The organism is Chryseobacterium viscerum (genome assembly GCF_002899945.2).
Classification (GTDB): Bacteria; Bacteroidota; Bacteroidia; order Flavobacteriales; family Weeksellaceae; genus Chryseobacterium; species Chryseobacterium viscerum.
The window spans coordinates 226,569-240,697 of record NZ_PPEG02000004.1; the positions used below are offsets into that span (position 1 = coordinate 226,569).

At 39.1% G+C, this 14,129-nt stretch carries 10 protein-coding genes; 3 read left to right on the forward strand and 7 right to left on the reverse strand.

Annotation, left to right across the window (positions count from 1 at the left end; translation table 11 throughout):
- The first annotated feature begins 14 nt into the window (after positions 1 to 14).
- Complete coding sequence (locus tag C1634_RS10355) at positions 15 to 470, forward strand: DUF1801 domain-containing protein (protein ID WP_109738371.1); 456 nt, start codon at positions 15 to 17, stop codon at positions 468 to 470.
- 272 nt (positions 471 to 742) lie between these two features.
- Here the strand turns inward: C1634_RS10355 and C1634_RS10360 are convergent, their stop codons facing one another.
- From C1634_RS10360 to C1634_RS10380, 5 genes are all read right to left on the reverse strand, one after another.
- Positions 743 to 2,008: a TolC family protein gene (locus tag C1634_RS10360; protein ID WP_103235330.1), complete on the reverse strand. Its 1,266-nt coding sequence runs from the start codon at positions 2,006 to 2,008 to the stop codon at positions 743 to 745.
- Complete coding sequence (locus C1634_RS10365; protein WP_109738372.1) at positions 1,998 to 5,093, reverse strand: efflux RND transporter permease subunit; 3,096 nt, start codon at positions 5,091 to 5,093, stop codon at positions 1,998 to 2,000. Before C1634_RS10365 ends, C1634_RS10360 begins: the two co-directional genes overlap by 11 nt.
- Before the next feature lie 26 nt (positions 5,094 to 5,119).
- Entirely contained in the window at positions 5,120 to 6,223 is a 1,104-nt protein-coding gene (locus C1634_RS10370; protein WP_109738373.1) for an efflux RND transporter periplasmic adaptor subunit, read from the reverse strand.
- Positions 6,224 to 6,287: 64 nt separating this feature from the next.
- Complete coding sequence (mgtA, locus tag C1634_RS10375; protein WP_109738374.1) at positions 6,288 to 8,960, reverse strand: magnesium-translocating P-type ATPase; 2,673 nt, start codon at positions 8,958 to 8,960, stop codon at positions 6,288 to 6,290.
- 19 nt (positions 8,961 to 8,979) lie between these two features.
- On the reverse strand, positions 8,980 to 9,678 hold the full coding sequence (locus C1634_RS10380) for an MgtC/SapB family protein (RefSeq protein ID WP_103233709.1): 699 nt from the start codon (positions 9,676 to 9,678) through the stop codon (positions 8,980 to 8,982).
- 626 nt (positions 9,679 to 10,304) lie between these two features.
- On the opposite strand from C1634_RS10380, the gene C1634_RS10385 reads away from it, so the two are divergent.
- Complete coding sequence (locus C1634_RS10385; protein ID WP_103233708.1) at positions 10,305 to 11,156, forward strand: EamA family transporter; 852 nt, start codon at positions 10,305 to 10,307, stop codon at positions 11,154 to 11,156.
- Positions 11,157 to 11,234: 78 nt separating this feature from the next.
- On the opposite strand, the gene C1634_RS10390 is transcribed toward C1634_RS10385, so the two are convergent.
- Both C1634_RS10390 and C1634_RS10395 read right to left on the reverse strand, forming a co-directional pair.
- Entirely contained in the window at positions 11,235 to 12,593 is a 1,359-nt protein-coding gene (locus C1634_RS10390) for an ATP-binding protein (RefSeq protein ID WP_103233707.1), read from the reverse strand.
- Positions 12,594 to 12,620: 27 nt separating this feature from the next.
- Positions 12,621 to 13,322, reverse strand: coding sequence for a response regulator transcription factor (locus C1634_RS10395; RefSeq protein ID WP_109738375.1), 702 nt, complete (start codon positions 13,320 to 13,322; stop codon positions 12,621 to 12,623).
- Positions 13,323 to 13,438: 116 nt separating this feature from the next.
- Here C1634_RS10395 and C1634_RS10400 point away from each other — a divergent pair, with 116 nt between their 5' ends.
- A complete protein-coding gene (locus tag C1634_RS10400; protein WP_185145125.1) occupies positions 13,439 to 14,098 on the forward strand; it encodes a YiiX/YebB-like N1pC/P60 family cysteine hydrolase in 660 nt (219 codons plus the stop codon).
- The last annotated feature ends 31 nt before the right edge of the window (positions 14,099 to 14,129 follow it).

A 14,129-nucleotide genomic window follows, 5' to 3' on the forward strand; every position in this document is an offset into this window, starting at 1 on the left:
GAAAAAAATAAAATATGCAGATTCAGTCAGTTTCCATACAAGATTATCTTTCAAAGATTCCTGAAGAAAGGCAGGAAGCTTTTAAAAAGCTTTTTGATACGGTGAATGACAATCTTCCGAAAGGTTTTGAAGAAGCTACCAATTACGGGATGATAGGCTGGGTGGTTCCTTTGGCAACCTTTCCTGCCGGATATCACTGTGCACCCGGAACGCCGCTGCCTTTCATCAATCTGGCATCCCAAAAGAATTTTATAGCACTCTATCATATGGGGCTGTATTCCAGACCGGAGCTTCTCGATTGTTTTGTCGCAGAATATCCAAAACATTCTAAGAAGAAACTGGACATGGGGAAATCCTGTATCCGTTTCAAAAAAGTAGAAGATATTCCTTTTGAACTGATTGCTGAACTGAGTCAGAAAATGACTCCTGATGACTGGATCGGAATTTATGAATCACAGTATAAAAGATAAAAAAAGCTCTGAAATCAAATAGATTTCAGAGCTTTTTTTATGGAGGAAGCCGAAGGATTGAAGCTGGAAGTAATATTTGTGTTTTTAGAATAAATGATTGTTATTTGATAGGGCGGGAAGCGGGAAGAATGAAGATGGAGGTAATATTTCTATTTTAGAATTATTGATTGCCATTTGATGATAATTTTTTGAGCTTTTAAAAATTAATAAAATAATTTTCATGTATCCACGGACTTCCAAAAACCTCCATCCTCCAGCTTCCCTCTTCCTTTCTAAAAATGAATATCCCAGATCCCTGTTTTACGTTCAAGATCAATCAAAGCAGCTGCATTATCTGCAAGGGCCTGATAATAATCTTTTCTTACGTTGTTATAGGTTCTTTGAGCATTCAGAACTTCCAGGATAGAACTTTCTCCTCTTTTGTAGCTGTAAACAATACCTTCCAGTATACTTTTCGCTTCTGTAAGCATTCCATTATGGAATTGTCTGAGCTGTTTCTGAGTTGCTGAATACTGTTGATACGCCTGCATCACTTCAGCCCTTATCCCTTGTTCAATTTGTTTATATTCAACTTCTGCCTGGGAATGCGCCATTTCGGCTATTTTTAATCCTGCATTTCTTCTGTTGGAAAATTTCAGAGGTATACTAAGACCAATTTTTACTGCATTAACAGTAGGTGAGGGGGCAATCTCGTTGGTGGCTTCGGTATGATGTTCAGCTCCGGCACTGATGCCCAGATCTATCACACGATTGGCTTTTTCCAGACTGATCTGGCTTTTGGTTACTGCTGTATTTTGTCTGGCAGCCAGTAAATCTGCTCTTTCATTGAGGGACTGCAGGATCAAATCATCAATACTGAAATCTCTGTTGAAGGAATTGAAATCTCCGGCAACATCTCTATCTGTTATTTTGTTGTCTCCAAGAAATACCGACAGACCGGTGAGCGCTTGTTGTTCTGCACTTTCAGCCTGATATACTTCATTGAGCAGAGAGGAGGCTTCCAGCTTGGTCTGCTTTGAGCTTACCAACGATATTGTTCCTAAACGGTACCGGATACTGTCAGATTTTGCCAGCTGCTCCATATTTTTATAAGAATCCTGCTGTACTTCAAGCAAAGCTTTGGATTTTAAAGCTTCTATATATCCTAAACTAGCATCTGCCCGGAGATTTCTGAAAAAATCCTGCAATTGTATTTTGCTCAGTTCCGATTGGTTTCTGGCCAGATTAACCCGGGCTTTTCTTTTGCCGCCAAGCTCAAGAGTCCAGCCGATAGATGTTCCATAGACATAGCCCATATCTTTCTTCACTCCGTTATTGGTAGTCTCCATTTCCAATTGAGGGTCTGGGAACATGTTGGCGGTTTGAATTGCTGCTTCAGCCATACTTACGTTGTATTTCTGGGAGGCGTAGCCGAGATTTTTATTTCCAACAAGACTCAGGTATTCTTCAAAATGTAAAAGCTCTTTTTCCTGTGCCTTTATACCTGTGATGCTGAGCAATACGACAGATAATATGATAACATGAACTCTAATTTTCATCTGATTCTAAATTTTGTTTTTCGTTGCGACGTTCAGCCATAAAATAAATAGCCGGCAGAACAAATAGTGTTAAAATAGTAGAGAACATCAACCCGTAAACGATTACTGTTGCCAGTGGGCGTTGTACATCCGAACCAATTCCTGTTGCCAATGAAGCCGGGAATAATCCGATTACTGCAACCGTTGCCGTCATCAGTACCGGTCTGAAACGGTCCTTTGCCCCTTTGATGGCCGCCTGTTTCAGTTCATATCCTTTTTTACGGAGGTCATTGATATGCGAAATCATGATGACTCCGTTCTGGATCGCAACCCCAAATAGTGCGATAAATCCTACAGCGGAAGAGACATTCAGAGACATTCCACGGATATTGAGTGCCAGCATTCCCCCAAACAAAGCCAACGGAACAATAGACATCAGAACCAAAGCTTGTTTGAAATCCCCAAATGCACCATATAATAAAAGGAACATTATCGCCAATGCCAGCGGAACAATAAATGCTAATCTGGAATAAGCTCTGTTTTGATTTTCAAACTGTCCACCCCATTTGACCTGATATTTTTCGTGGTCGTATTTTATGTCCTTTTCAATTTTATCCTGTGCTTCTTTCAGGAAAGAAGAAAGATCGGTACCTCTTAAATTCAGTTTTACCGTAAGATGGCGTTTGTTCATTTCGCGGGTAATGGTACTTTCACCCGTACTTAATTTTACTTCTGCTACCTGAGACAGCGGAATTTTCGCTCCTGAAGCTGAGGTGAGCATCAGATTTCCGATTTTGTCCGGAGTGTCCCGGCTGTCTTCGGTATAACGGCAGGAAATATCATATACTTTGTTACCAATAAAGATCTGGGAAATTGCTTTTCCCCCCAATGCAACTTCAATCAGGTCGGCTACATCGGCTACGTTCAATCCATACTGAGCAATCTTATCTCTGTCGGCAATAATCTGAAGCTGGGGTAAAGGTGGCTCCTGATCAATAGCGAGATCGGCAGACCCCGGGATTGTATTCAAAGTAGACAGTATGTTTTCAGCAATTCGTCTGGTTTCTTTGAAATCTTCCCCATATACCTTTACAACCAGCTCGCTGTGTGCTCCGGAGATTTTGTCCATTACTCCGTCAATCATAGGCTGTGAAAAACCTACGGTGAATCCCGGCATGTTTTTATAATCTGCTGCGAGCTCTTTGATGAGGTCTGCTTTTGTTTTCCCGGCAGGCCATTCGCTGTAAGGTTTTATTCCAATAGAGACTTCAAAGTGAGAAGCCGTCCATGGATCGGTACCATCGTCATTACGTCCTGCCTGAATCATCATATAGGTAATTTCAGGGTGTTTCAGGGTACGGGTACGTAGCGTATCGCTCATCTCTTTTGATTTGGCTAAAGAAATTCCCGGAGGTAGCTGTACCTGCAGCCATATAGAACCTTCATCCAGCTCGGGAAGGAAGTCTTTTCCTACTGTATAAGACAGAATTCCTGAGGATACCAAAACGATAACGATAGGTATAATAACCCTCTTGGGAGCCTGCAGTATCTTTTCGATTTTTTTTCCATAGGCTGCAGCTATTTTTTCCAGCCATTTATTGTGGTAGATCTTTTGGGGTTTACGATAGATCACATAAGCCAATCCGGGGATTAGCAATAATGCTACAGCGAGTGCACCCAGCAGTGCATATCCTACAGTGAAAGCCATTGGTGTGAATAATTTTTTCTCTACTCTTTCAAAAGCGAATAAGGGCAGATAGGCGGTAATAATGATAATCGTTGAAAAGAAAATAGGCTTGGCTACTTCAATCACTCTTTGGGTAATTGTTTTTTCTTCCAGTGTTTCTTCCGAATTTTCTTCTCTTTTCTTCAGAATGGTTTCCAGCATGACGATGGCTCCATCTACAATAATCCCAAAATCAATCGCTCCGAGTGAAAGAAGGTTGGCCGGGATATTGGTAAAATGCATTAATATAAAAGCAAATAACAAAGAGAGCGGAATCGTAATAGCCACCAATAATGCTCCGCGCCAGCTTCCAAGAAATATAATCAGAACAATAATAACTAATACAATGCCTTCGGTAAGGGTGTGGGAAACTGTGGTAAGTGTTGTTTTTACAAGATCTGTTCTGTCGAGGAAAGGATGAATTTTTACACCGGGAGGAAGCGTTTCATTATTCAGCTCTTCAATAGCTTCATGGACTCCATCCAGCACTTGTGAAGGATTTTGACCTCTTAATAAAAGTACAATTCCTTCTACACTTTCAGAATAATTACGTTTTCTGTCGGTATAGCCAAGAACTCCTTTTCTTTCCAGGTTTCCGTATTTCAGTGTTCCTACATCATTCAAAAAAACAGGAACCCCATTTTGGGTTTTCACCACAATCTTTCCAAGGTCATTTAAATCTTTTACCAAACCAATTCCGCGGATTACGTAGGCAAGGTTTCCCCGTGGAAGCATACTTCCTCCGGCACTCACATTGTTTTTGGAAATAGTTTCAGTAACTTCAGATAAGGAAAGTCCGTACTGTTCAAGCTTATGCGGATCCAGTTCGATCTGAAACTGAGTGGTAATTCCTCCAAAATTCGTAACATCAGCAATTCCTGAAACCTGTTTGATACGTGGAATAATCACAAATTTTTGTAAGTCGGTAAGTTCCCGCAGACTGTGGTTGTTGCTTTCAATAATATAGCGATATACTTCGCCAATAGGGGAGGTAAGGGGATCCAGTCCTGGCTGCGCACCATAAGGAAGATCTACATCAGTCAATCTTTCCTGAATACGCTGCCGGGCCCAGTAATCGTCTATACCGTCATCGAAAACCATGGTGATAATGGAAAGCCCGAAGGTACTTTTGCTTCGCATCACATGCATTCCCGGAAGTCCGTTCAGAGATCTTTCCAAAGGGATTGTGATTTGCTGTTCTACTTCTTCAGCGGCCAGCCCCGGAACCTGTGTGACAACCTGTGAGGTGACATCGGCAATATCAGGATAGGCTTCTATGGATAATCTGGTCCAGGAATAATACCCGAAGAACCCCAATAAAAGGAAGAGGGCAAGCATCAGCCATCTTTTCTGTATAGAGATTGTAAGTAATTTCTTCATAGTTTTTGATTTCGCATCATTTTACATTATTTCGCATCCAGCATATAAATTCCCCCTTCAGTCATGATGGTTTCCCCAGGCTTTAAGCCTGATGTAATTCTTACTGTTTTCTGATCGGTTTCTCCAGTTACCACTGGGCGTTTGATGAATTGATTCTTACCTGCCTTTATCCACACATATTGGGAGCTGTCCTGCTGCATCAAAGCGGTCACGGGAATCATCACTGCCTTTTCAGGAGTTGTTGAGAAGTTGACTGTAGCGTACATTCCCGGTTTTAGTTTTCTGTCCGGATTATCACATTCAATAAGGACTTTTATACTTCGGGTATCTTCGTCTACAATTTCATTGATATGATAGACTTTTCCTGTAATATTTTTGTCGGGATAGGCACCTACCTTTACAGAAACCTGATCTCCGGCATTGACAAAGCGGATGTCTTTTTCTTTTACATCACCGGAAATCCAGACTTTGGATAATTCTGCGATGATCATTACCGGATCAGCATCTCCTTTCAGATATTGACCATTTACAATTTTGTTGGAAATAATTTCTCCGTTAATGGGGGCTCTTACAACAAGAGGACTTCCTATACCTCCTCCTTTGCTGTTGTATACTTTCAAGGCAGAAGAGGCATTGGAAAGGGATGTTTTTTTATTTTTAAAATCTGTTTCCGCTTCATCCAGTTCTTTCTGAATACCCACCCCATGTTTTACAAGATCCTGCTGGCGTCTGTAATTTTTCTCGGCAAGCTGTACATCGTTCAGAGCATCCGTATAATCCTTTTGAACCGAAAAATAATCTGAAGAAAGGATCTCAAAGAGAGGACTTCCGGCCGATACGTTTTGTCCAAGCTGAATAAACGATTTTGTTATCCTTCCGGAAAAAGGACTGGCAATTTCTGCATAATGATTAGGAATTGCCTGAATTGTTCCTGCCGAAATTACACCATCACTATGTTCCTGTTCGGTAACAACTTCTGTTTTAATTTTTTTGAAAACAGGATTGTTTTCCGGAACCGTGACCTGATCACCTCTTATCTGGAGATCCTGATCTTGAGGGGGTTCACTTTTGGAATTTTTACAAGAGGTAACAAATGTCAAAAGTACCATTGTTAAGACTGTTTTTCTCATATAAGTTATTTATAACCATTATTTTAATTTCTTTTTTATTGATCTGTCTGTGCTGACTTTAGCATTACAGCCACTGTCCGAATTTTTTGATAAACCATTGTTTGACGAACTGAGTCAGGATACAATACCCTGTAAGAATTCCTATTAAATAAGGGAAGTAGCTCAGAGGTAGTGGCTGCATTTTCAGATACACGGCCATTGGTGTGAAAGGAATCAGAATTCCAATCAGCATGATCAAACTTGTCAAAGCGACTACAGGGGTGGCTGCCCAACTTTGTATAAAGGGTATTTTTTTCGTTCTGATAATATGAACAATCAAGGTTTGGGATAATAAACCTTCCACAAACCAACCTGTCTGAAATAAACCTTGCTGTTCCGGAGTATTGGCTTTAAAAATGAAGAACATCACGGCAAAAGTCACGTAATCAAAAATGGAGCTCAAAGGACCTATATACAGCATGAATTTTTTGATACTTCCGGCTTCCCATTTTTTCGGTTTTTCAAGAAAATCTTTATCCATAGTATCCCACGGAATGGAAGACTGCGATACGTCATACAGTAAATTTTGGGTTAAAATCTGCAGCGGAAGCATGGGCAGAAACGGAAGCAATGCACTGGCTCCAATCATACTGAACATGTTTCCAAAATTGCTGCTGGCCGTCATCTTTATATATTTGACAATGTTCCCGAAAGTTCTTCTTCCATAGATCACTCCGCTGCGTAGTACCATCAGATCTTTTTCCAGCAGAATGATATCGGCACTTTCTTTAGCAATATCTGCTCCCGTATCAACAGAAATTCCGACATCAGCTTCCTTAATGGCTGCTGCATCATTGATTCCGTCGCCCATAAATCCTACGGTGTGACCTTTAGATCTTAATATTTTTACAATACGCTGTTTCTGTAAAGGGCTTACTTTAGCAAAAACAGAATAGAGATCCATATCCTTACGAAGTTCATCATCGCTCATATTCTCCAGTTCATCACCGAGCATAATGGTATTGATGGAAATTCCTACATCATGGCATATTTTTTTAGCAACAATATCATTGTCTCCGGTGACTACTTTTACTTCTACACCCAATTTGTGTAAAGCTTTGATACTTGGCTCTGCAGAGGGTTTTGCAGGATCAAGAAATCCCATGAATCCTGTAAGGGTAAGATGGTTCTCATCAGCAACAGAGTAATTTAATGGATGGTCACCATCAAATTCCCGGATAGCAATCAATAGTACCCGTTGTCCTTCAGCGTTGAGCTTTTCGGACATTCTGATAATTCGTTGTTTCATGAAGTCATCCAGTGGAACAATATTATCATTCTCAATATGCAGGCTATGATCTTCTCCGGGATCCAGAGCATACTTACACAAGGGAAGCATTTCCTCTACTGCACCTTTACAAATCATCAGGTGCTTACCTGTGGAAGTATTCAGGATCACAGACATTCTTCTTCTTTCAAAATCAAAAGGAATTTCGTCTACTTTCTGATAAAGTTCATCAGCTCTCATCAGGTTATGAACCTCAGCATGATCCAAAACTGCTTGATCCAGAAGGTTTTTGAGTCCAGTTTGATGAAAGCTGTTGAGGTAGCCCCATTTCAATACTTCATCATCTTCAATACCACGAACGTTGAGGTGAGTTTCCAATACAATTTTATCGAGAGTAAGAGTTCCTGTTTTATCAGTACAAAGAATATCCATAGCTCCGATATTCTGGATGGCATTCAATCTTTTGACAATCACTTTCTTTTTGCTCATATTGACGGCTCCTTTTGCCAGATTAGCCGTAACAATCATGGGCAGCATTTCAGGGGTAAGCCCCACCGCTACGGCAATGGCAAATAATAGGGCCTGCATCCAGTCTCCTTTTACGAATCCATTGATAAGAAAAATAACAGGGGTCATGACCAGCATAAACCGGATCAACAGGTAGCTCACTTTATTGACTCCAATATCAAAAGCTGTTTCCGGTCTTTTACTGGCCAGGCTTCTGCTGATGCTTCCGAAATAGGTGAAAATCCCCGTATTTACTACAACTACTGCCGCTGATCCGCTTACCACATTGGTTCCCATAAAGCATATATTTTGAAGACTAAGAGGATTCCGGTCTTTGGCATCTTTGATGGGAAGAGCATTTTTTTCTACAGGCAGCGCTTCTCCGGTCAGGATGGACTCGCTAATGAAAAGGTCTTTGCTTTTAAGAATCCTGCAGTCGGCAGGAACCATGTCACCGGCAGATAGAATAACAATATCTCCGGGAACAATTTCTGTAATTTCTATTTCTTTACTTTCATTAAATTTTCTTTTGGTAAGACAGCTTGTTTTTACCATTTTCTTTAATGCTTCTGCTGCTTTGTTGCTCCGGAATTCCTGAATAAATCTTAAAACCGTACTGAACAAAAGCATCACAGAAATAATAATCGTGGTACTAAAATCCTTTTCACCAGCGGGCACAAGAATACCATCAATGAATAATGAAATTAATGCAATACAGGCCAGGATATAATTAAATGGATTAAAAAATGAGTGGGTAAACTGTTTCAGCCATGAAGGGGCTTTTTGAGTGGCAATTTCGTTCTTACCATAAATTTTCAGACGGTCTTTTACGGTGTTTTCGCTGAGCCCTTCTTCTGAAGTTTCCAGCATGGCGTAAATCATTTTTTCGTTCTCTGCTGCGGCTTCTTTTAATTTTACAAGAGCTGCTGAATTGAGATTTTTGTTGGAAGATTTTTTTAACATTGCTTCAATGTTTTTAATGTTATAAATCGTTTTCAGTACCTATAATTTCCCAGCTTACCTTGATGACTTTGTCTTCAATGGTCAATCTACTGGCTGTTTTTTCCATGAAACTGTCCTGTGGAGTGGAAGCGTGAACTTCTGCTGTAATGATGGCATTTTCAGGCACACCATTGTCATCGCTGGTAAGAGATTTCAGCAGTACTTTATCGTTTCCGCTTAAAGACTGCATGAGCTGTACGCGGACATGATTTTCTACTTCACTTTTACACTTAATGCTGAGAAGGTATTCTGTATAATGATTTCTGTTGTTGATGGTATTGCCCAGTTTTACGCCTAAAGGCCGAAGGATAATATGAGTGAGGATAATAAAACCGCTGGTAATAGCTGCTTCAAAAGGCAATCCCAGAGCACTGAGAGCTCCTACAGATGCTGAACACCAAATGGTCGCTGCCGTATTGAGTCCTCTTACAGTAAGCCCATCTTTCATAATAACTCCTCCTCCTAAAAAGCCAATACCACTTACGATATATGAGGCTATTCTCCCTGTAGCATCCCCACCAATACGGATGGATAGAAGTACAAATGCTGCAGAACCAAGACATACCAGGGTATTGGTACGCAGACCTGCACTTTTTTGGCGCCATTGTCTTTCAAAACCAATGCTGGCACCCAGGGTAAATGCGATAAGAAGACGGAAAGTAAATTCTAATGTGTTCATAACTTTTCTGTTTTTAGCATACAGCCGATATACAGAAAGTGATATGACTGAATGCTTAGTTGATGTAATGTGACGGATCGGTATCCATAGGGGTTTTTATTTGCTGCAAAGGTATTCCTCATTATAGAAAGAGGCCGTTAGAGAAGCTTTAGAATATTATTAGAAAATGATTAGAGAAAATATTATCTTATTTTTTGAGCTTGATACTACAAGAAATAATTATTAAAGCTGTTTAACCTTTTTTATTAAACCACAAAAGACACAAAAGCTTTTTAAACACTTAAGCTATTTTAAGTTATATACTTTGTGTATAAGAAATACACTAAAGCTTTGTTGAAAATCAGAGACTTTCATCTTATGTGAACTTAACTGTGTGGTATTTCCTTACACTTTCTAAAGTGTACTAAAGTGTTCAAAGAATAAAAACTTTTGTGGTTAAGTTTAAACAGACTTATTGATTAAATCTTATTAATAGTTATAAACTGTACCCATTGTAAGAGATAAAATTTCAATACATTTGGGGCAGGTTTCTTGTATGATGAATTTTACGATTTATCATATGAAATAAGAGTGTGTTTAGTCCCGGAAACTTCCTTCCAACATCTTTTGAATTATATATTTTAGAAATGAAAAAATCAAACTTAGCTATACCGGCTACGCTTTTAGCGATCATCTGTGTGCAGGGAGGAGCCTCCATTGCAAAACAGCTTTTCCCTGCCATTGGAGCTATTGGTACGGTTACTTTAAGAATTGTACTTTCTGCTGTTTTGCTTACTTTGATTAATCGTCCGAAATTTTTACAATTTAACAGACAGAAATGGAAGTACTGCGCAATATATGGAATTGGGTTAGCAGCTATGAATCTTATTTTCTATATGGCGATTCAAAGGATCCCCTTAGGATTGGCGGTTACTGTAGAATTTGCAGGACCTTTATTTCTTGCACTAGCTTTGTCCCGTAAACTATTGGATGTTATCTGGGCATTGCTGGCGTGTGTAGGAATTTTACTTATTGTTCCATGGAAGAGTGATCATATTGATTTGGTAGGACTTGGGCTTGCATTTCTAGCCGGGATATTCTGGGCTGTTTATATTATCATGGGAGGTAAAGTTTCAAAAATAATGGATGGAAAGGATGCTGTGACTACCGGGATGATCTTCGCGAGTCTTGTGATTATTCCTTTTACATTGTGGGATGGGGCTGTTTTTAATATCACCCCAAGCATTTTTGTAAAAGGGCTTGGAGTCGCTATCCTTTCAAGTGCTTTGCCTTTTTCATTGGAAATGATGGCTTTGAAAAAACTTCCAGCAAAGACTTTCAGTATTCTGATGAGTCTGGAACCGGCATTTGCAGCGCTTTCGGGATTAGTTTTTCTTGCTGAAGAATTATCTTTTTTACAGTGGATTTCTATTGCTTGCGTGATTGGTGCCAGCATAGGAACTACGGTTTTCAATAAGAAATCTCTTTCTCATGAGTAAAGGTGTGAAATTTTAAACCAGTAAGCTCATTAAGGGTTAAGATTCCAATAAATTTAAATGAAGTTTTTTGCTACGTTATCAGATCATAAACTCGACTGTAAAAATAGTCTCATTATGATCTGATACCACAGTAATCTTTGCATTGTGGAGCAGAATAATTTTTTCGGTAAGGAAAAGTCCTATTCCATGTCCTTTTTTTTGTCTGGAGGTTTCGCTTCTGTAAAAAGGTTCAAAAATATGGTGTACATCTTCCTGAGGAATGCCATTTCCCGTATTGGTAAAACTGATCCTAAGGATTTTGGAATCAGTTCTGACATCTATTAAACATGTATGTTCCGGTGAATATTTACAGGCATTATCAATAAGATTATTAAAAGCAACCTGCAAAAGATATTCATTTCCCTGAATAATAAGCTGATGTTCTTCCACCATGTCTTCAATATTCAGTGAAACTTTATAGCCGGAATTTTCTTTGATTATTTTGGTGTAAGATTCCAGGAGAACTTCATCAAGACGGACTTCAGAAAAACTGATCTCATTGGGATCGTAGCTTGCTTTGGCGAGGTCCATTAAACTATTGGAGAGTTTAACCATATTTCGGGCGTCTTCCAATGCATATTGGATGGTTTCCTGATATTCTTGCTGGGTTTTATCCTTCTCAGAAGCCAGTTCCAGTTCGGTAATAATAGCCGCCAGGGGAGTTCTCAGCTCATGTGAAATATTAGATACAAAATGCTTCTGTGAATCAAAAGAATTCTCAAGACGTTCCAGCATTCCGTTGAAGTTTTGAGCCAGTTCATTAAGTTCGTCTTTTTCTTTTGTTGTTTTTAATCGCAACTGTAGTTTTCCGGCGGTAATATTTTTAATCTGACTTACCATTTCACTGAGTGGGCTCAGTGCTTTTTTGGAAAGAAATATTCCAGCCAGATAAATAAGGATTAGAATACTAAAGAATGAGATAATGCTGATGGTGAGAAGATGAGTAAGATAGTCATATCCGTATTTGTCATAAGATGCAGCGGTTACCGCATACGTTTTTCCTTCATAATGATACACCATTCCGATCACCTGCAAATCGTTCAAAAAGAAATTAATCCTCTTTTTCTGGAATATCTGCGAAAGCATGTCCGGAGTTTCTTTTACATAATCTACTTTGGCATCATCATGATAAATCAGTTGTTTATTGATATCATAAATGGCGACCTGAACTTCATTCAGAGTTCTGGTATTATTTTTATAAAGCTTATGCATTTCCTGCTCAGGCAGTGAACTGCGGAAAAATAAATCCGCCTTGGCAATGGCTTCGTTCTGAAGTTCGCTGTAAAAAGATTTCTCTCTGGCTTCTTTTGATGAATAATAAATCGAAAAGCTGTAAACCCCTAAAAGCATAGCGGTGATTAAGGTAAAAAGCAGGGTAAGTCTGGTTCTTATTTTCATCCGGATATTTTTAGTAGATCTTCATTATTATACAATGCCTGATTCGTAATCTTTTTTTAGAATAAACCCCATACCGGCTTTGGTGTGGATAAGTTTGGTTTCAAAATCTTTATCAATTTTCTTTCGGAGATAATTGATGTATACATCGATAAAATTGGTTCCGGTATCAAAATGGGTTTCCCATACTTTCTCTGCAATTTCACTTCTGGAAAGAACCCTTTCTGAATTTTCCAGCATGAATTTTAAGAGATTAAATTCTTTTGGGGTTAATTTGATCGGACTATGATCCCTGCTTACCGTTTTCTGCTCCAGATTCATTTCTATCCCTTCATATTTGAGGACGAAAACCTTTTGCTGCCGCTGTTGTGAAAAACGTTTCAGAAGAACTCTGATTCTTGCTACCAGTTCCCGCATTTCAAAAGGTTTGGTCAGATAATCATCAGCTCCGGCATCAAATCCTTCCAGTTTATCATCTGTGGTTCCGAGTGCCGTAAGCATAATTACAGGAAGATTGGGTTTTAAGGCTTTAATTTCATTACAAAATTCAAGGCCATTTTTTTTAGGAAGGACAATATCTGTCACCACCAGATCAAAATTCGTCTGTAAAGCCAGTTTCAAACCCGTGGTTCCGTCATAAGCCACAGTTACCTCAAATTCAGCTTCCTGAAATCCCTTTGCAATCAATTTTGAAAGTCTGTCGTCGTCTTCAACTAATAAAATATGTGGCATAAGAATCTTGAAAATGTTTGGGTTGGTATGAAGAATAGATCAATATTCTCACAAATGTAATGAATTCTATTTTGTAATTTTGGTCCCGAAAGTATAATCAGATACCGGAATTTAAAATGGTTTTTAACAGAAAAATTAAAGAAATTATTGCTGCAGGGTTTTTGTCCTGTTTATTATTACTGTTGACTCAGTGTAATCGTAATTCTCCCGGAAAAGTGCAGCTCAAAAATGGAGATCTACTTTTTGTAACGGCAAAAGAATCGGGGCTTTCCGGTGCGATCAATAATGTTACTCAAAAACAAAAGACAGCTTCATTCGATCATATAGGAATTCTGGAAAAAGAGGGGAACGGGATGTTTGTCCTGCATGCAGCTCCTAAAGGCGGTTCACAGAAACAGAGCTTAAAAGATTTTATCAAAGATCAGAAAGAAGACGAGCAGGAGGTGATCGTTTATCGTTTGAAGGAACAATATCAGAAAACAATTCCTAAAGCTATTAAAAAAGCGAATTCTATGGTGGGGAAACCTTATAACTTCAATTATATTCTGGATGAAAATTCCTATTACTGTTCAGATTTTGTAGAAAGAGCATTTCGAGAAGAACATATTTTCAAATTGGAGCCGATGACGTTTATAGATCCCAAAACAGGAAAGACAAATGCATTCTGGGAAGAATTTTATACTAAGAAAAATCTGAAAATACCAGAAGGAGAGCCGGGTTGCAACCCTAATGGACTTGCGGGTTCAGACAAGCTGGAAAGAATAGAGAAACTTTAAAATAGAAGAGAAGCTGATGAGGCTTCTTTTT